Source organism: Streptomyces sp. IBSNAI002, from assembly GCF_052244475.1.
Lineage (GTDB): Bacteria > Actinomycetota > Actinomycetes > Streptomycetales > Streptomycetaceae > Streptomyces.
On the sequence record NZ_JBQPXG010000002.1, the window covers coordinates 3,836,821 to 3,853,597 of the forward strand.

The following is a 16,777-nucleotide window of genomic DNA, read 5'->3' on the forward strand; positions in this document are numbered from 1 at the left end:
CCCGGCCGGAGGGTCGGAGGCGGGCCGCCAGGGCGTCGTGTCGGTCACCGGCCGCCCGAACCCTCGGGGGCCGGGCCGGCGGACCACGCCGGGCCGCCCGGGACCCCGTCCTCCGGGGAGGGCAGGGCCCACCAGGCGGCCAGGCCGATGATCACGCCGGTCAGGACGGTGGACGGGCCGCCGATGTCCGCGTACAGGAAGTCGGTCAGCTGCCAGACGAACAGCCCGGTCGCGATCAGCCCGCAGTCCCTGATCCGCCGGGCACCGCCGCCGGCGAGCCGCCGCGCGCCCGCCACCAGCAGCGCCGCCCAGCCGCCCGCCAGGGCGACCAGCCCGATCAGCCCCTGTTCGCTCAGGATGAGCAGGTACATGTTGTGCGGGGAGAGCAGCGGCTGGCGGATGTAGCCCTGGCCCGCGCCGGCGGTGTCGCTGCCGGAGGAGAGGCCCAGCGAGGCGTGCCCGTCCCGGTGGGCGGGGAAGCCCTTCAGCCCCACCCCCACCGCCGGCCGCTCCCGCCACATCGACTCCGCCGCGGCCCACATCGTGTAGCGGTCGGTCACGGACTGGTCGGGGGCGCTGGAGACCTGCGTGATGGAGGTCAGCCGCTCCGCGACCATCTCCGAGCCGACCCCGAGCCCGCCCACCAGGACCACCCCGGCGGCGGCCAGCGCGAGCAGCACCTTCAGCGCCCGCCGGATCCCGGCCAGCAGCATCACCAGCACCGCCGCGCCCAGCGTGGCGATCCACGCGCCCCGGCTGAAGGACAGCACCAGCGGCAGCACCAGGACCAGCGCGCAGCCCCCGGCGATCCGCCGGGCCCGCCGCGGCAGCCCCGGCGCGAGTGCGACGGCGGTGGCCACGACCAGCCCGTACGCCACCACCGTGGCCATGCCCATGACGTCACCGGGACCGAAGGTGCCCACGGCCCGGATGTCCTCGCCCTGGTAGGAGGCTCCGGTCTGGGTCGCGTACTGCACGACCCCCACCGCACCCTGCACCAGCGCCAGGACCACGAAGCACCCGGCGGCGATCCGGAACTCCCCGGCGTCGCGCACCAGCAGCACCACCGCCGCCGGGACCAGCACGAAGACCTGGAGGTAGCGCACGAAGCCCGGCAGGGCCGCGTACGGGTCCCCGGCGGTCACCGTCGCGACCGCGAGCCCCACCGCGGGCGTCCCGAGCACGAGCACGCCCAGCGGGGTCAGCCGCCGCACCCGCCCGCGCAGCGCCTGCACGGCGCAGACGAAGACCAGCAGCAGCGAGGCCGCGTCGGCCGGGCCGACCTTCCCCGAGGCCGTGGCGTCGCCCGCCGGGAGCGGGGCCAGCAGGAACAGCACCGTCGCGGCGAGCGGCAGCAGCGGCCAGTGCCGCCGCAGCAGCCCCGGACCGCCCGGACGATGGCCGGTCCGGGCACCGTTCAGGGATACCGCAAGGCTCATCAGCTGCCCCCCAGCCGGAAGCGGAAGAAGGAGGCCGCGGTGCGGGCCAGGATCCACAGGTCCTGCCACAGCGACCAGGTGTCGATGTAGTGGTTGTCGAACCGGGCCCGGTCCTCGATGGAGGTGTCCCCGCGCAGGCCGTTGATCTGGGCCAGGCCGGTGATGCCGACGGGCATCCGGTGCCGGGCCTCGTAACCGGGGTGGACGGTGGAGAACTTGGCGACGAAGAAGGGCCGCTCGGGGCGCGGGCCGACCAGGCTCATGTCCCCCCGCACGACGTTCCACAGCTGCGGCAGCTCGTCCAGCGAGGACTTGCGCAGGAAGGAGCCGACCGGGCTCATCCGCCGGTCGCCCGCGACCGTCCAGCGGGTGGCGGACTCGTGCTCGTCGGCGCGCAGCGTACGGAACTTCAGCAGTGTGAAGGGGCGCCCGTACAAGCCGACCCGCTCCTGCCGGAAGATCACCCCCGGCCCGTCGCACAGCCGTACGGCGAGCGCACAGGCGGCCATCACGGGCGCGGCGGCCACCAGCGCGACCAGCGCGAGGGCGGCGTCGAGGCCGCGCTTGACCCCGCGCTCCAGCGGCCGCGCGGGGCGGGGCAGCAGGGGCTGGACGGCGTAGCCCCACAGCTGGTCGGCGGGGTGCGCCACCCGCATCCCGGTGACCTTGGCGGTACCGGCCGGGTCGGCGAGCCAGAGCCGGCAGCCGTGGTCGTGGAAGAGGCGGACCAGGGAGGCGGTGCGCTCGTCGGCCTCGGGCGGGCGGGTGAACACGGCGTGGCGCACGGAGTTCTGGATGACCGCGCGCCGGATGTCCTCGTGGGTGGCGAGCACCGGCAGCGTGCCGGTGCCGGCCTCCACGGCGGTCCCGGTGTCGGCGAGCCCGACCGGGCGCAGGCCGTACTCGGGGCGGCCGTGCAGGGCCGCGGCCACCGCGCCCGCTCCGCCGCCGGGTCCGACGACGAGGGCGGAGGCGGGCCGTCGCACGCGGGTGCGACGGCGGAGCTGGTTGACGAACCCGCGCCCCGCGCAGGCCAGGACGACCTGCAGGCAGACGGCCGTGAGCAGCGCGCTCCAGCCCAGCGCCCGGGCGGGCTCGACCGCGGCGACGACCGTGGCCGCGCCGCACCACAGGACGGCGGACCGTCCGGCCAGTGCGGGCAGTTCGAGGAGCGCGGAGGGCGCGAGCCGGGGCCGGTAGAGGCCGGCCTGCGCGTGCAGCCCGGCGAGCAGGACGGCGAGCGGCGCGCCCGCCGCGACCGGCAGGGCGGCGGCGGGCAGGGCGGTCGCGGACAGCGCCGTCACGGTCAGTACGGCGGCCAGCGCGTCGGCGGCGAGCAGCGGGAGTACGCCGTCGCGGCGGCGGACCCGCTGCGGGCGCACGGCGGTCCGGGCCTGGCCGGCCCTGGGCCCGCGCGGCGGGTGGATGGCGGTCGCGGCCCGGCGTACGGCAGTGATGCCGGCACTGCCGGCGGGCCCCGTGCCGCCCTGCCCGGTGTGCCGGGCGGGTGCGCTGTCCATCGTCATCGGCTGATGCGCTCCTGGTTCAAGGGCCGGGGCCTGCCCAGCAGTTCGTGGTACAGGCCGGTGACCGCGTCCGTGGTCCGCCGCACGTCGAAGTCGGTCCGGGCGTGCTGCCGGGCCTGCTCTCCGAGTTCGGCGAGCAGCCGCGGTTCGGCCAACAGCCGTCCCAGGGCCTTGGCCAGCGCCGTCGGGTCCTCCGGCGGCACCAGGCAGAGCCGTCCCTGGCCGGGCGGCAGGCTCTCCCGGGCACCGCTGACGTCGGAGACCAGGACCGGGCGGCCGCAGGCCATGGCTTCGAGCGGGGCGAGCGCCATGCCTTCCCACCGCGACGGCAGTACAACGAGATCGGCGGCCCGAAGCCACGGTCGGATGTCCGGGGCAGCGCCCGCGAAGAGCACTCCGGAGGGCGCGGTGCGGCGCAGCCGTTCGGTGTCGGGGCCGTCGCCGACGAGGGCGAGGCGGGCTCCGGGGACGGTGCCGAGCAGCTCGGGCCAGGCCCGCAGCAGGACGTCCTGCCCCTTCTGCGGGCAGAGCCGTCCGACGCAGACGGCGAGCGGCCCGTCACCCCGGAAGGCGGCGGGCAGCGGCAGCCCGGCGCGGGCCCGGGCCTTGTCCTGGTCGGGGTCCGGGCAGCCGGGCCGGAAGTGGTCGAGGTCCACGCCGTTGCGGATGACCGACCAGCGGGCGGCGATTCCCTCGGCCTCGCCCGCGCGGCGCTCGGCCTCGCTGACGCAGAGCACCCGGTCGGCCCACCGGGCCCCGTAGCGCTCCCAGCGCAGCGCGAGTGCGCCGGTGGCCCCGCCGACGGCGTCGAAGGACCAGGCGTGCGGCTGGAAGACGGTGGGGACGGCGCCGCGGGCGGCGAGCCGCCCGGCCAGTCCGGCCTTGGCGCTGTGGGCGTGCAGGAGGTCGGGCCGGACGCGCCGCAGCAGCCGCCGGGCGCCGAGGACTTCGGCGGGCAGGGCGGGTCCGGGGGCCCGCCCGGCGCGCCAGGTGAGCACCTCGGCTCCGGCGTCCCGGGCGGCGTCGGCGAGCGTTCCGCCGCTCGGGCAGCCGACGACGGCGCGCAGGCCCGCGGCGCTCTGGGCGCGCACGAGGTCGGTGACGACGCGCGCGACACCGCCGTCTACGGGCTGGGCCAGGTGGAGGACGGTCGTGGGCTGTGCCGCCCATGGCTGTGTGGGCACGTGGAGTGGTCTCCTGCGTTCAGCGGCGCGCGTCTGTCTGAACGAAGAGCACACCGAGGAAATGACCCTGACTTTCGCCCGTGAACCTGAAACTCAGACTGCGGGCACCACCGGACAGGGCGGGACTCAGGTCGAAGACGTCCGCGTCATAGCCGAGATTGTTCACATAATCAGGCTGTCGCACGAACGTCTGCTGTCCGAATTCCGTGATCGTAGAATTCATGACATCATTGAAAGGATTTTCCGGATCGCTGAGGCTCACCCGGCGGCCACTGTCGGCCGTCACGGTGAGTGAGTCGTCCAAGGTGCCGCGGTCCCCGTCGTACGCGACCACCCCGACCCGCCCGGAGGCCCCGGCCGGCGCGTCCAGACCGTCCACCTCGACCAGCCCGTCACCGGCCCCCGGGCGCGCGGCGAGCGACTCGAACCCGTCCCACACCGAGATCCGGCGCACCGGCTCCTGCGGGTGCTCGTAGGCGACGACCAGCGTCCACCCGCCCCACGCACCCGCGTCGGAGTGGCCCATCGCGATGTTGAGCTGCGCCACCGTCCACATCCCGGCGCCGCCCTTGCGCACCAGCGGGGTCACGTCGGCCGAGGCCTGGTAGGCGTCGCTGCCCGCGTCCGTGCGGTGGCCCATCACCGTGTCGGCCAGGACCTCCTTGTACGCGCCGCCCGGTTCGGCGACGAGCACCCGGCCGTTGTCCTCCGGCGGCTTCTGCTCCCCCACCCGCAGGTTCCCGCCCCAGTAGAGGCGGGCGTAGGAGACCTTCGCGCCCTGCGGGACCTTGAGCTCGGCGCGGGTGGAGTTGTAGGTGTCCGGGTCCTTGTCGACCTCGCTGTAGAACATCTCGAAGTCGCCGTTGACCCCCGCGGCGCCCCGCTTGACCTCGGCGCACGGCTCGGCCTGCGGGGACTCCTCCCGGCGGCAGCTGATGCCGGAGTTGGAGGCCCGTACCAGCCCGCCGTGCTGCGCGGCCTGATAACGCTGGGTGAACGGAAGTCGGGGCATCTCTCGGGGAGCGGGGGCGAGCGGAGCGGGGGAAGCCTGCGCGGCGGGGGCGAACACGGAAAGGGTGAGGCAGGACAGCAGACCGAGTGTGCCGAGGATTCTGCGGGAGGAACCCATGACCCCGTCTCCAATTTCGATCAAGGGGACAAAACAGGAGTGCACTTTGTCAGAAATCGGGCTGGAAATCACGTCGGACTCGCTCGTACGGCCTTTTGGGCGATGCCACGCACCCTTGAAGTGGGCGGGTCGTTATGGCTTGCACCATTGTTCGAACCGAAAAGGCGGGAACGCCTGAGCGTCAACCGCGGCGTCCGAAACGGCGGCATCCGGGTGAAGTCACGCAACCCCGGCGCGGGCCGGGCCGTTGTTCCGGGTGCTCCAGTACCGGGCAATCCTGCAAAAAAGGGACGACAATGATCAAGAAGATGATGGCCACGGCGGCGGTTGCGGCCTCGGTCGTGGGCATGGGTGCCGCCATGGCGCCGCAGGCGATGGCCATCGGGAACGACAACGGCATCAACACCGTGAACGGCAACGGCGCTTCGCAGATCTACGGCAACCAGGCCACCTACGGCAACATGAGCCCGCAGATGGCGCTGATCCAGGGCTCCTTCAACAAGCCCTGCATCGCCCTGCCGGCCAAGGCCAACGTCCAGTCCGTGCTGGCCCTGGTCAACGTCGGCGTCCAGGACATCCCGGTCCTGTCCAACCCGATGAACCAGCAGTGCACCGAGAACTCCACCCAGGCCAAGGGCGACGAGCCGCTCTCGCACATCCTGGACGACATCTCGCTCCTCACCGGCAACGGCTCCGTCGGCAGCTGACCGAGGACCCCAGCGAGGCCGCCGCACCTTCGGGTCGCGGCGGCCTCGCCACGTGAATGCGCGAATGGGGGTGCGCATTCACCGCCTTCCCGAATTCTCCGCACCATCCGGGCGAATTCGCGGAGCAGTACCGAAAACCCACGGTTTCTTTTGCCTCGACCACTCGTTGATATTTCTGCAGCGGATAGACCTCTGCGGGAAGGATCAAAAAGAAAATGAAGCACAAGAAGGCAGTGGTGCTGGCCGCCGGGGTTCTGATGGCCGCCGGTGCCGCCTCCCCCGCCCTGGCCGATGCCGACGCCTCGGGCAAGACCGCGGGCTCCCCCGGTGTCCTGTCCGGCAACACCGTCCAGGTGCCCGTCAACATCCCGGTCAACGTCTGCGGCAACAGCGTCAGCGTGATCGGCCTGCTGAACCCCGCGTTCGGCAACGCCTGCGTCAACCACTGACGCAGCGGCCCGGCCCACACGGGCAGACCTCCTCGGGGTGGCCTCGGAGTGCACGGCGGTGCACTCCGAGGCCACCTTCGATTCAGCACCGGCACCAGCGCCGGTAGACAGGGAAGGACCCATGCGACAGGTACTGAGCCGACAGGTACTGGGCAAGGGGATGCTCACGGCGGCGGCAGCCTCGAGTCTGCTGTCGATCGCGACCGGTGCGGCCTACGCGCACCCGGGAGCGACGGCCGAGGCCTCGCACTCTCCGGGTGTGCTGGCCGGCAACAGCGTCTCGGTACCGGTCACCTTCGCGCCGAACGTGTGCGGCAACAGCGTGGACGGGGGCGCGGCCCTCAACCCCTCGATGGGCAACACCTGCGCCACCTCCACCGGCTCGCACACCCACGACGGCTACGACTACGGGCGCTACCTCAGCCCCGAGAACGCCGAGGCCTTCGAGCGCTACCTCGAGGAGCGGCCGGGACCCCGGCACGCGGTCCCCGAGCAGCGCCACGAATCGCCGCGCCACGAGCAGGCCCGCCACGAACAGCCCCGCCACGAGGGGCCGCGGCACGCCAAGCCGCGCCAGGAGGAGCCCCGCCACGAGGGCGGTTACGGCGGTTCCGGCCGGGAGGAGGGCGAGGAGGAGTGCGACGACCACCCCGGGTCGCCGCCGCCCCCGCCGGTGAACCACGCACCCCCGGCACCCGAGCATCCGCACCCCATGCCCGAGCCGGTCGAGGAGCACCCGGCGCCGAGCCCCGAGGCGCAGCCCCCCGCCCCGGTCGACGAAGCGCCGGAGCCGCTGCCCGCCCCGGCTCCCGCCCCCGGGCCGGAGCCCGTCCCGGACGAGACGCCCGCGCCGCTCCCGGCCCCGGTCGACGAGGCACCGGCTCCGCTTCCCGCCCCGGTCGAGGAGGCGCCCGTAACCCTTCCGGCCCCGGCGCCCGCGCCCGGCCCGGAGGAGGAGCCCGCGCCCCGGCCGCCGCACGGGAGCCAGCCCGTGGAGCAGCCCGCACCGGAGATCGTCCGGCCGGGCGACCAGCCCCCGGCCGCCCCCGCCGGTGACACTCCCGTCCACCTGCCCCCGGCGGCGGAGCCCGCGCCGCTGCCCGCCCCGGCTCCCGGGCCGGCTCCCGCTCCCGCGCCCGCGCCCGCCCAGGTGACGGCGCCCGTGCTGGCCGAGACCGGCGCGGGCCAGCCCGCGGCCGCGGCGGCCCTCGCCTCCGCGCTGATCCTCGGCGGCGCCATTCTCTACCGGCGGTCGCGCGTCTCCTGACGGCAATACCGGTAATCGGAAGAAATATCGGCCGGAGAATCCCTTGTCGGATTCTCCGGCCGCTGTCATGTACCCGTGCGTCGCGTTTCCCGATCGGCAGGGAATCGTTACCCAGGGCGAAAGCGGCGCGACGGTCGCCGCTGAGCCTCGGCCCACGAAAGAATGAGGATTTCGATAATGAAGCTCACGAAGGTCGCCGCTGTCGTCGTCGGCTCCGTAGCCGCCCTCGGCGCCTCCGCCCCCGCCTTCGCCGCCGATGCCGCTTCCCCCGTACCCATGAGCCTCACCAGCGGGGCCACCACGGTGACGGAGGCCGTGAACCCGGTCTCCGAGCAGCTCCCCCAGATCGTCGGTGCCGGACTGGCCGAGCAGGGCGAACACGTCGACAACGTCCTGGGCACCGTCCAGCGGGTCAACCAGGTCCGCAACAACGTGCCCGGCGAGCTGCTCGGCCTCGCGAACGGCGCCACCCAGGCGTCCCCGCTCCTCGGCGGCGTCCAGCTCAACGGCGGCGCCGCCCGCTGAGCGGTCCGGACGTGACTGTGGGCGCCACCGGCGAGGCCGGGGGCGCCCACAGTCGTTGTACGGCCGGCGTCAGTCGTTGACGCAGACGTTGCCGAACGAGGGGTTCAGGAGCGCGATCACGTTCACGGTGTTACCGCAGACGTTGACCGGCACGTGGACCGGGACCTGGACCAGGTTGCCCGAGAGCACACCGGGGGAACCCACGGCCGCGCCCTCGGCCGACGAGTCGGCGACGGCGGAGCCGGCGGCACCGGCCGCAGCGAGACCAGCGGTGGCCAGGACCAGGGCGGCCTTCTTGGCAGAGTTCATGGGAAGTGCACCTTCTGTTCGATGTTCTGCCCCGATCCGGGGCTCACATCGAGCGAAACGGCCCATCTTCCCTTGCGACACGGTTCCGTCCGCGATCAGACCTGTTCAGCTCAATAGTCGTAACCGCGAACGGCCGCGGACGTTACGGAAGGCCCGGGATCTCGATCTCCGGGAGTTCGAGGTCGGGGAGCTCCGGCACGATCTCCACCGGAGCCGCCGGGTCCGGCAGCGTCGGCGGGGTGAGCGGCGGCAGCGCGGGGAGCTCCACGCCGGGGATCTCCGGGAGTTGGACCCCCGGGATCTCCGGCAGCTTGATCTCGGGGAGCTTGATCTCCGGGATCTTGATGTCGGGCAGGGTGACCCCCGCCGGCAGGAGCGCCTTGATGGATTCGAGGAGGCCGTTGATGAGGTCGTCGATGGGACCGGCCGCCGCGCGCTGCTGGGTCTCGAGCTGCTGACGGACGGCCGCTCGGTCGCCTTCCACGGCGCCCGCGGGGGCTGCCGCGCCGGACAGTATGACGACGGCGAGGGCCGACGGGACAAGGAGGCGGGCGCGGCGGACGCGGGACGGCTTCGTGGGGTGCATGGATGTTCCTTCTCGTGGTCGCGCGGATACGGACCGATGCGATCCGCTCCCTCACCCACCGTGCGAACACCTCTCACGGAGCGCAACCGGAGGCGGTCCGACTGCGCGCTTCGTACGGGCTTCGCGCAGGCGTCCGGAGGCCTCTCACCCGGGCCGGGGAAAACCTCCCCCCACACGGGCCGTTTGAGTGAAGCCGCGGAACCAACCCCCTGGCAGGCCAGTTGACCAGGGCGCTCCATTAGCGGGCACTCGTGCGACAGAAGGATCAAGATGTTCAAGAAGATCATGACCGCCGCCGCTGTCTCCGCCGTTGCCGTCGGCGCGGGCGCTGCCGCCGCGGCCCCGGCCATGGCCATCGGCAACGACAACGGCATCAACACCGTGAACGGCAACGGCGCCCAGCAGATCTACGGCAACCAGAAGACCCACGGCGACCAGAGCCCGCAGCTCGGCCTGGTCCAGGGCACCCTGAACAAGCCCTGTGTCGGCCTGCCGGTCAAGGTCAACGCCCAGTCGCTGGTCGCGCTGCTCAACGTCGGTGTCCAGGACATCAACGTCGCGTCCAACCCGATGAACCAGCAGTGCACCGAGAACTCCACCCAGGCCAAGGGCGACGAGACGCTCTCGCACATCCTGGACAACATCTCGCTCCTCTCGGGCAACGCCTCCGCCGGCAGCTGATCTCCGGGCCCCGTGCCCGTTGAGCGAACGTCGAGGGCCCCGGCAGCGTCCGGTGCTTTCTAGGGGTCGTCGCAACACGTGGTCATGTTGATCAGGCCGCGAGCAGTTTATGCAGGCGCTCGGCTGGGGTTTCCCAGTCGAGCGTTTTGCGTGGGCGGCCGTTGAGCTGGGCGGCGACGGCGTCGAGGTGTTCCCGGTCGTGGACGGACAGGTCGGTGCCCTTGGGGAAGTACTGCCGCAGCAGGCCGTTGGTGTTCTCGTTCGAGCCGCGCTGCCAGGGACTGGCCGGATCGCAGAAGTAGACCGGAACGTCGGTGGCGACGGTGAACTCGTGATGGCGGCCCATCTCCGAACCCTGGTCCCAGGTCAGGGACCGTTTCAGGTGGGCAGGCAGGAGCTGGACGGTCTCCTGCAGTGCGTCGCGGACCTGCTCGGCGCTCCGGCCGTCCGGCAGGTGCACGAGCATCACGTATCGGGTGGCCCGCTCGACCAGGGTTCCGATCGCGGACCCGTTGTCCTTGCCGATGATCAAGTCGCCTTCCCAGTGGCCGGGGACCGCACGGTCTTCCGCCTCGGCGGGACGCTCGCTGATCATGACCATGGGCTCGGCGAAGCGGGGCCGTCGCTGCTGGGCCTGGCGGTGGGGCTTGCGGCGGGCCCGTCCGGTCCGCAGTGCTCCGGCGAGCTCCCTGCGCAGTTCCCCGCGTCCTTGGACGTAGAGGGCCTGGTAGACGGTTTCGTGGACCACGTGCATCTCCGGCCGGTCGGGGAACTGTGCCCGCAGAGCCTGGCAGATCTGCTCCGGGCTCCACAGCTCGTCCAGGCCGGCCTGGACCGCGGCTCTCAGCTCGGGGTTCTGGCTGATCTTGCGCGGCTTGGGCCGTGGCCGGCGGTCATCGGCCCGGGCCTGCGCCGCGAAGGGCCGGTACTGCCCGTTCCCCGGGTGCCGGTTGCGGCGAAGCTCCCGGCTGACCGTGGACGGGCTGCGGCCCAGCTCGGCCGCGATCGCCCGGATCGTGGCCTTCTCCCGCAGCCGGTCTGCGATGTGGATCCGGTCGGCCTCACACAGATACCGCGACGACGCGGAAGGCGGCACCACCGGACGAACCGGTGGTGCCGCCTTGTGCCGGCCCGACGGGTTGCGGCCGTTACGCCACCGCTTGCCCGTGCGCAGGTTGATCCCGACTCGTCTGCAGGCTTCGGAACTGCTCAGGCCCTGGTCCATGAGCCGGAAGTATTCCTCCCGCTCACGGACCAGCTTCCGACGGCCTTGGGCCACCGTCCGCACCTCGCGGATCTCGAACTCCATCGCACCCCTTGAGCTGGGGTGTTGCGACGACTTCTAGAACCCAAGTCCAGCTGCCGGGGCCCTTTCGTGCGGGCCGTGCCCTCAGCCGGTCCAGAAGTCCCACCACCGGGTGAGGACGAGCATGGCGATCACCCCGATGTGCAGGACGGGCGGGGCCCAGCCGAACTCGGCGAAGAAGTCCCGGCCCGGTCCGGGCGAAGGCAGGGTGCCCGTACGGGCGTTGTGCGCGGTGACGGCCCAGAACATCAGCAGCGTGGCCACCCAGGCCAGGCAGCACCACAGGCACAGCGCGTTGATCTCGTACAGCGACTGGACCATCAGCCAGGAGCAGAAACCGACGCCGAAGAGGGTCCCGGCGTTCAGACCCAGCCAGAACCAGCCTCGGTAGCGCGCGCCGGCCAGCAGGCCCGCGCCGACGCAGACCACGACGGCGTAGGCGGCCAGCCCCAGCATGGGATTGGGGAATCCGAAGACCGCCGCCTGCTCGCTCTTCATCACGCTGCCGCAGGAGACCACGGGGTTGAGGCTGCAGGCGGGCTTGAAGTCCGGATCCTCCAGCAGGAGGAACTTGTCCAGGGTGATGACCCAGGAGGCGAGCAGCCCGGCCGCGCCGGTGATGACCAGCAGCCAGGCCAGTCCTCGCGGCGCGGCGTCCTGTTCGCTCTCGGGTCGGGTGCGGGGCCGCCCCTGCTGGCGGGGGAGGGCCACTGTGTTCGTTGCCATGCGGCCCATAGTCCCGCGCTCCACCACAGAGTGGGCCTAACCGTGCTCATCCATACGCAAGTTGACCTGAAGGTGTGGCGGGAACCCCCGTTGCTTCCCGGACGTTTTACCGAACCCCGGACGTGATGTCAGAGCGAGGGGTTACGTTGAGCTTCCGCGAAGTGACAAGCTGCGACGGCCTGGAGACCCACCGTGAGCGATCCGTACGAGACAACCGAGGCACACCTCGGCCGGCTCCTCGGCCGCGCCCTGAACTCCTTCGACCTGCCCGACAGGCTCGTCGAGCGCCTCGGCACGGCGCTCGCCCACAGCTCTTCGCTCTACACCACCCACCACAGTCCCGCGACCGGAGTCTGGCGGGAGACCCACCAGCACACCTACCTGCTCGCCGACGGCGGTTCCGTCTCGCTGTGGGAACTGGTGTACCGGCAGGCGGGTGACCGGGCGGTCCGGCACGAGCTCTTCGCGAGCAAGGCGGAGACCTGCCTGGCCGTGGCCCGGCTGTTCGGTGAGCCCCCGTCCGAGGCGGCCCTGGACCCGGTGCTCCTGCCGGGTGACGAGGAGGCCGGTGACGACGCGGGGGCGCTGAGCGCGCTGTTCGCGGCCGCCGCCGGGGCGCGGCCGCACCGGGAGTACGCGGTGGAGGAGTCCGCCGACCACGCCCGGCGGGTGCTGCGCCGCGCGGAGAACGCGGACCGGCCCGGCGAGGAGGTGGCGGCCCGGCTGCGGTCGGCGTACGCGCACCAGATCACGCAGTCCTTCGGCGGTCGGCCCTGCCCCTCGGGCGGGCGGGAGGCCGGCTTCAGCCTGTACGAGCACGCCTTCGTCCTGCTGGACGGCGAAGAGGTCAGCCTGTGGGAGGTCGAGCACACGGCGACGCCGGACGGACGGCACATGTGCGAGGTGTACGAGAGCGAGGCGGCCGCGCGGGAGGCGATGGAGCTGCGGGGCCGCGTGCGGTGATGCCGCGCCGGGCCTGACCGGGACTGCCGGAGCCGGGAGTACGGCCGGGGGCGGGGCGTGCCGCCCCGCCCCCGCGCCCGCGTCCGCCGTTGTCAGGCCGCGGCCGTGATGCCGGTCCGGTCCGCGGGCTCGGCGGACGGGGCCGGGTGCTCGGTCGCCGGGACCGGGGGCTCGGGCTGCTTGCGCAGGCCCTTGAGGAGGACGACCAGGCCTGCGGTGGTCGCCGTACCGGCGGCGATGGCGACCAGGTAGAGCAGCGGGTTGCCGATCAGCGGGATCACGAAGATGCCGCCGTGCGGGGCCCGCAGGGTGCACTCGAAGGCCATCGACAGCGCGCCGGTCACCGCGCCGCCGGCCATCGAGGCGGGGATGACGCGCAGCGGGTCGGCCGCGGCGAAGGGGATCGCGCCCTCGCTGATGAAGGAGGCGCCGAGGAACCAGGCGGCCTTGCCGTTCTCCCGTTCGGTCTTGGAGAAGAGCCGGCCCCGCACCGTGGTGGCCAGCGCCATCGCGAGCGGCGGGACCATTCCGGCGGCCATCACGGCGGCCATGACCTTCAGGCTGCCCTCGTTGGGGGTGGCGAGGCCGCCGATGGCGAAGGCGTACGCGACCTTGTTGAGCGGGCCGCCGAGGTCGAAGCACATCATCAGGCCGAGGATCACGCCGAGGATGACCGCGTTGGCGCCGGAGAGGCCGGACAGCCAGTCGGTGAGGGCCTGCTGGAGCGAGGCGACGGGCTTGCCGACGACCAGGAACATCAGGAACGCGGTGACGGCCGAGCCGATCAGCGGCAGGACGACGACGGGCATGATCCCGCGCAGCGCCGTCGGGATCCTCAGCCGCTGGACGGCCAGGACGGTGCCGCCGGCGAGGAGGCCGGCGATCAGGCCGCCGAGGAAACCGGCGTTGATGGTGAGGGCGACCGCGCCGCCGACGAAGCCGGGTACGAGGCCGGGGCGGTCGGCCATGCCGTAGGCGATGTATCCGGCGAGGACCGGGACGAGGAAGCCGAAGGCGAGGCCACCGGTCTGGAAGAGGAGCGCGGCCCAGCTCGCGGACTCGGTCCAGACGAAGTGCTCGGCGACGGAGGGGGCTGTGTTGATCTCGTACCCGCCGATGGCGAAGGCGAGGGCGATGAGGAGTCCGCCGGCGGCGACGAACGGAACCATGTAGCTGACGCCGGACATGAGCCAGGTGCGGAGCCTGGCGCCGTAGCCCTCGGCCTCCTCCCCGGCCCGTTCGACCGGGGTCGGGGCGTGGTCGGCTACCTCGCCGCGGGCCGCCTTGTCGCGGGCCTCGGCGAGGAGTTCGGCGGGACGGTTGATGCCGGCCTTCACGCCGGTGTCCACGGTGGGCTTCCCCGCGAAGCGGGCGCGGTCCCGGACCGGGACGTCGTGGGCGAAGACGACGGCGTCGGCGGATGCGATGTCCTCGGCGGCCAGGCGGGTGAAGCCGGCCGAGCCCTGGGTTTCGACGCGGAGGTCGATTCCGGCCTCGGTGGCGGCCTGCTGGAGGGCTTCGGCGGCCATGTAGGTGTGGGCGATGCCGGTGGGGCAGGAGGTGACGGCCACGACGCGGAACGGCTGTTCTGCGGGGCCCTCCCCCGCCCCGGCCCTGGCCGAAGCCGCGGGCTCCGCCTCCGGACCCCCGGGCGGGGCTGAATCGGCCGGTGCGGCCGGTGCGGCTGGTGCGGCCGGTGCGGCCGGTGCGGCCGGTTCTCCCGCGATCAGGGCGGCGGCTTCCGACGGGGTCGCGATGGCTCGGAGGGCGGCCGTGAAGGCGGGCTGCATCAGGCGGCGGGCCAGGGTGGACAGGATCGAGAGGTGGGCGTCGTCCGCGCCGGTGGGGGCGGCTATCAGGAAGACCAGGTCCGCCGGGCCGTCGGGGGCGCCGAAGTCGATGCCGGACGGGGACCGGCCGAAGGCGAGGGTGGGGGCCGTGACGTGGGCGCTGCGGCAGTGCGGGATGCCTATGCCGCCCTCCAGGCCGGTCGGCATCTGGGCCTCGCGCGCCGCGACGTCCGCCAGGAAGCCGTCCAGGTCCGTGACCCAGCCGCGCTCCGCCATGCGTTCCGCCAGCGCCCGCGCCGCCGCTTCCTTCGAGTCGGCGGACAGGTCGAGGTCGACCAGTTCGGGGGTGATCATCACGCTCATCGCGGGCTCCTTTGCTCGCGTCAGGCCGTGGCGGGTTCGGACAGGGGGAGGTCCAGGGGAAGGTCCTGGGTGATCCGGACCGCGTCGGGACGCAGGTCCGAAGGGGTGGGCATGGCGCTGCCGGGGAGCTGGACCGCGGCGGCGCCGTGGGCCAGGGCCGAGGCGAGGGCCTCGCGGCCGGCGCCTCCCGCGATCAGGAAGCCGGCCAGGGAGGCGTCGCCCGCGCCGACGTTGCTGCGGACCGCCGGGGCCGGCGCGGTGCCGTGGAGGGTGCCCTCCGCGGAGACCAGCAGCTGGCCGTCGGCGCCGAGGGAGGCCAGGACCGCGCCCGCGCCCAGCGAGCGCAGCTCCTCGGCCGCCTTGACCACGTCGCCGAGGGTGGCCAGCGGGCGGCCGACGGCTTCGGCGAGCTCCTCCGCGTTGGGCTTGATCACGTCGGGGCGGGCGGGCAGCGCCGCCAGCAGGGCCGGGCCCGAGGTGTCCACGGCGATGCGCGCCCCCGCCTCGTGGGCGCGGGTGACGAGGTCGGCGTACCACTCGGGGCGCAGGCCCCTCGGGAGGCTGCCGCAGCAGGCGATCCAGGCGGCGGCGCCGGAGCAGGTGCGGACCGTGTCCAGGAGAAGGACGGACTCCGCGGGCGTGAGCTCCGGACCGGCCGCGTTGATCTTGGTGAGGGTGCCGTCCGGTTCGGCGAGCGAGATGTTCGCCCGGGTCTCGCCGGCGACCGACACGACGGTGACGTCGACGCCCTGCGCCACGAGGAGTTCCGCGAGCAGGGTGCCGGGGGTTCCGCCCAGCGGCAGGACCGCCGTCGTACGGACGCCCGCGGCGGCCACCGCCCGGGAGACGTTGACGCCCTTGCCCCCGGGGTCGACGCGGTCGCCGGTGGCGCGCAGCACCTCGCCGCGCTCCAGCGAGGGGACCTCGTACGTCCGGTCGAGGGAGGGGTTGGGGGTGACGGTGAGGATCATACGAGCACAACTTCCGTACCGGCGGCCTCGATCGCCGCCTTGTGGGCGGGGTCGAGCCCCTTGTCCGTGATGAGCAGGTCGACGTCCGCGAAGGAGCCGAAGCACGCGAAGTGCTCCTGTCCCGCCTTCGCCGAGTCGGCGAGCAGGACGACCCGGCGGGCGGCGGCCATCGCGGCGCGCTTGACGGCGGCCTCGGCGAGGTCGGGGGTGGTCAGGCCGCCCTGGGCGGTGAAGCCGTTGGTCGCGAGGAAGAGCACGTCGGCGCGGATCTCGGCGTAGGCGCGCAGGGCCCAGGCGTCGACGGCCGCGCGGGTGCGGTGGCGGACGCGGCCGCCGACCAGGTGGAGGTCGATGCCGGTGTGGTCGGCGAGCCGCGCGGCGACGGGCAGCGCGTGGGTGACCACGGTGAGCGCGGTGTCGACCGGGATCGCGGCCGCGAGGCGGGCGACCGTACTGCCCGCGTCGAGGACGACGCTGCCTCCGTCGGGGAGTTCGGCGAGGGCGGCGGCCGCGATGCGGTCCTTCTCGTCGGCGGCGGTGGACTCGCGCTCGGTGAGGTCCGGTTCGAAGTCGAGGCGGCCGGCCGGTATGGCCCCGCCGTGCACGCGGCGGACCAGACCGGCCCGGTCGAGGGCCTTCAGGTCGCGGCGCACGGTCTCGGCCGTGACCTGGAACCGGTCGGCGAGGGAGAGCACGTCGACCCGGCCCGCCTCGCGGGCGAGGCGGAGGATCTCCTGCTGACGCTCCGGTGCGTACATGTGGGTTTACATCCGTTCGATGCCCGACTGTGTGGGTTGACCCCTACGGTACGCCCGAAGCGGAGGCAGAACAAAGAGAAACGGACATGCCCGCCGTC

Annotated in this window: 17 protein-coding genes; 6 read left to right on the top strand and 11 right to left on the bottom strand. The window is 73.1% G+C overall.

The features are described 5' to 3' along the window. Window positions 1–44: 44 nt before the first annotated feature. The 4 genes from ACTVZO_RS18555 to ACTVZO_RS18570 are packed head-to-tail and all read right to left on the bottom strand — an operon-like array spanning window position 45 to window position 5,278. Complete coding sequence (locus tag ACTVZO_RS18555) at window positions 45–1,439, bottom strand: O-antigen ligase family protein (RefSeq protein WP_443299447.1); 1,395 nt, start codon at window positions 1,437–1,439, stop codon at window positions 45–47. Beyond that, window positions 1,439–2,965 carry an exopolysaccharide biosynthesis polyprenyl glycosylphosphotransferase gene (locus ACTVZO_RS18560; RefSeq protein WP_443299448.1) on the bottom strand — a complete coding sequence of 509 codons (1,527 nt, stop codon included), beginning with the start codon at window positions 2,963–2,965 and terminating at the stop codon, window positions 1,439–1,441. Before ACTVZO_RS18560 ends, ACTVZO_RS18555 begins: the two co-directional genes overlap by 1 nt. Beyond that, window positions 2,962–4,149, bottom strand: a complete 1,188-nt coding sequence (locus ACTVZO_RS18565) for a glycosyltransferase (protein ID WP_443299449.1) — start codon at window positions 4,147–4,149, stop codon at window positions 2,962–2,964. The genes ACTVZO_RS18560 and ACTVZO_RS18565 overlap by 4 nt, the downstream gene beginning before the upstream one ends. A gap of 19 nt (window positions 4,150–4,168) precedes the next feature. Then, complete coding sequence (locus ACTVZO_RS18570; RefSeq protein WP_443299450.1) at window positions 4,169–5,278, bottom strand: DUF3344 domain-containing protein; 1,110 nt, start codon at window positions 5,276–5,278, stop codon at window positions 4,169–4,171. Window positions 5,279–5,574: 296 nt separating this feature from the next. Here ACTVZO_RS18570 and ACTVZO_RS18575 point away from each other — a divergent pair, with 296 nt between their 5' ends. From ACTVZO_RS18575 to ACTVZO_RS18590, 4 genes are all read left to right on the top strand, one after another. Next, on the top strand, window positions 5,575–5,985 hold the full coding sequence (locus ACTVZO_RS18575; RefSeq protein WP_443299451.1) for a rodlin: 411 nt from the start codon (window positions 5,575–5,577) through the stop codon (window positions 5,983–5,985). 215 nt (window positions 5,986–6,200) lie between these two features. Continuing rightward, window positions 6,201–6,434: a chaplin gene (locus ACTVZO_RS18580; protein ID WP_443299452.1), complete on the top strand. Its 234-nt coding sequence runs from the start codon at window positions 6,201–6,203 to the stop codon at window positions 6,432–6,434. A 121-nt stretch (window positions 6,435–6,555) separates the two neighbouring features. Continuing rightward, window positions 6,556–7,701: a chaplin gene (locus ACTVZO_RS18585; protein WP_443299453.1), complete on the top strand. Its 1,146-nt coding sequence runs from the start codon at window positions 6,556–6,558 to the stop codon at window positions 7,699–7,701. A gap of 177 nt (window positions 7,702–7,878) precedes the next feature. Continuing rightward, complete coding sequence (locus ACTVZO_RS18590; RefSeq protein WP_443299454.1) at window positions 7,879–8,226, top strand: hypothetical protein; 348 nt, start codon at window positions 7,879–7,881, stop codon at window positions 8,224–8,226. Window positions 8,227–8,295: 69 nt separating this feature from the next. Here the strand turns inward: ACTVZO_RS18590 and ACTVZO_RS18595 are convergent, their stop codons facing one another. After that, window positions 8,296–8,535 (bottom strand): chaplin, encoded by a 240-nt coding sequence (locus tag ACTVZO_RS18595; protein ID WP_443299455.1) that lies wholly within the window; start codon window positions 8,533–8,535, stop codon window positions 8,296–8,298. Between the two features lie 142 nt (window positions 8,536–8,677). After that, window positions 8,678–9,121 (bottom strand): hypothetical protein, encoded by a 444-nt coding sequence (locus ACTVZO_RS18600; RefSeq protein WP_443299456.1) that lies wholly within the window; start codon window positions 9,119–9,121, stop codon window positions 8,678–8,680. A 270-nt stretch (window positions 9,122–9,391) separates the two neighbouring features. Here ACTVZO_RS18600 and ACTVZO_RS18605 point away from each other — a divergent pair, with 270 nt between their 5' ends. After that, window positions 9,392–9,802 carry a rodlin gene (locus ACTVZO_RS18605; protein ID WP_443299457.1) on the top strand — a complete coding sequence of 137 codons (411 nt, stop codon included), beginning with the start codon at window positions 9,392–9,394 and terminating at the stop codon, window positions 9,800–9,802. 91 nt (window positions 9,803–9,893) lie between these two features. Here ACTVZO_RS18605 and ACTVZO_RS18610 read toward each other — a convergent pair whose 3' ends face one another. Continuing rightward, a complete protein-coding gene (locus tag ACTVZO_RS18610; RefSeq protein WP_443298897.1) occupies window positions 9,894–11,111 on the bottom strand; it encodes an IS30 family transposase in 1,218 nt (405 codons plus the stop codon). An 81-nt stretch (window positions 11,112–11,192) separates the two neighbouring features. After that, window positions 11,193–11,834: a vitamin K epoxide reductase family protein gene (locus ACTVZO_RS18615; RefSeq protein WP_443299458.1), complete on the bottom strand. Its 642-nt coding sequence runs from the start codon at window positions 11,832–11,834 to the stop codon at window positions 11,193–11,195. Window positions 11,835–12,026: 192 nt separating this feature from the next. On the opposite strand from ACTVZO_RS18615, the gene ACTVZO_RS18620 reads away from it, so the two are divergent. Further along, window positions 12,027–12,797, top strand: a complete 771-nt coding sequence (locus tag ACTVZO_RS18620) for a DUF6227 family protein (protein ID WP_443299459.1) — start codon at window positions 12,027–12,029, stop codon at window positions 12,795–12,797. Window positions 12,798–12,889: 92 nt separating this feature from the next. On the opposite strand, the gene ACTVZO_RS18625 is transcribed toward ACTVZO_RS18620, so the two are convergent. Genes ACTVZO_RS18625 through ACTVZO_RS18635 form a run of 3 tightly spaced genes read right to left on the bottom strand, consistent with a single transcriptional unit; the run spans window position 12,890 to window position 16,679 of the window. Next, the gene (locus ACTVZO_RS18625) at window positions 12,890–14,950 is read right to left on the bottom strand and encodes a PTS fructose transporter subunit IIABC (RefSeq protein ID WP_443299460.1); all 2,061 of its coding nucleotides are present in this window, start codon (window positions 14,948–14,950) and stop codon (window positions 12,890–12,892) included. Window positions 14,951–14,970: 20 nt separating this feature from the next. After that, a complete protein-coding gene (gene pfkB, locus ACTVZO_RS18630; RefSeq protein ID WP_443299461.1) occupies window positions 14,971–15,921 on the bottom strand; it encodes a 1-phosphofructokinase in 951 nt (316 codons plus the stop codon). Beyond that, window positions 15,918–16,679, bottom strand: a complete 762-nt coding sequence (locus ACTVZO_RS18635) for a DeoR/GlpR family DNA-binding transcription regulator (RefSeq protein ID WP_443299462.1) — start codon at window positions 16,677–16,679, stop codon at window positions 15,918–15,920. Before ACTVZO_RS18635 ends, pfkB begins: the two co-directional genes overlap by 4 nt. Window positions 16,680–16,777: the final 98 nt, after the last annotated feature.

What these genes read in the sequence shown, in the direction of transcription:
- ACTVZO_RS18555 (WP_443299447.1), bottom strand. Translation starts at nt 1,439, where the DNA reads ATGAGCCTTGCGGTATCCCTGAACGGTGCCCGGACCGGCCATCGTCCG.
- ACTVZO_RS18560 (WP_443299448.1), bottom strand. Translation starts at nt 2,965, where the DNA reads ATGACGATGGACAGCGCACCCGCCCGGCACACCGGGCAGGGCGGCACG.
- ACTVZO_RS18570 (WP_443299450.1), bottom strand. Translation starts at nt 5,278, where the DNA reads ATGGGTTCCTCCCGCAGAATCCTCGGCACACTCGGTCTGCTGTCCTGC.
- ACTVZO_RS18575 (WP_443299451.1), top strand. Translation starts at nt 5,575, where the DNA reads ATGATCAAGAAGATGATGGCCACGGCGGCGGTTGCGGCCTCGGTCGTG.
- ACTVZO_RS18580 (WP_443299452.1), top strand. Translation starts at nt 6,201, where the DNA reads ATGAAGCACAAGAAGGCAGTGGTGCTGGCCGCCGGGGTTCTGATGGCC.
- ACTVZO_RS18585 (WP_443299453.1), top strand. Translation starts at nt 6,556, where the DNA reads ATGCGACAGGTACTGAGCCGACAGGTACTGGGCAAGGGGATGCTCACG.
- ACTVZO_RS18590 (WP_443299454.1), top strand. Translation starts at nt 7,879, where the DNA reads ATGAAGCTCACGAAGGTCGCCGCTGTCGTCGTCGGCTCCGTAGCCGCC.
- ACTVZO_RS18595 (WP_443299455.1), bottom strand. Translation starts at nt 8,535, where the DNA reads ATGAACTCTGCCAAGAAGGCCGCCCTGGTCCTGGCCACCGCTGGTCTC.
- ACTVZO_RS18600 (WP_443299456.1), bottom strand. Translation starts at nt 9,121, where the DNA reads ATGCACCCCACGAAGCCGTCCCGCGTCCGCCGCGCCCGCCTCCTTGTC.
- ACTVZO_RS18605 (WP_443299457.1), top strand. Translation starts at nt 9,392, where the DNA reads ATGTTCAAGAAGATCATGACCGCCGCCGCTGTCTCCGCCGTTGCCGTC.
- ACTVZO_RS18610 (WP_443298897.1), bottom strand. Translation starts at nt 11,111, where the DNA reads ATGGAGTTCGAGATCCGCGAGGTGCGGACGGTGGCCCAAGGCCGTCGG.
- ACTVZO_RS18615 (WP_443299458.1), bottom strand. Translation starts at nt 11,834, where the DNA reads ATGGCAACGAACACAGTGGCCCTCCCCCGCCAGCAGGGGCGGCCCCGC.
- ACTVZO_RS18625 (WP_443299460.1), bottom strand. Translation starts at nt 14,950, where the DNA reads ATGAGCGTGATGATCACCCCCGAACTGGTCGACCTCGACCTGTCCGCC.
- pfkB (WP_443299461.1), bottom strand. Translation starts at nt 15,921, where the DNA reads ATGATCCTCACCGTCACCCCCAACCCCTCCCTCGACCGGACGTACGAG.
- ACTVZO_RS18635 (WP_443299462.1), bottom strand. Translation starts at nt 16,679, where the DNA reads ATGTACGCACCGGAGCGTCAGCAGGAGATCCTCCGCCTCGCCCGCGAG.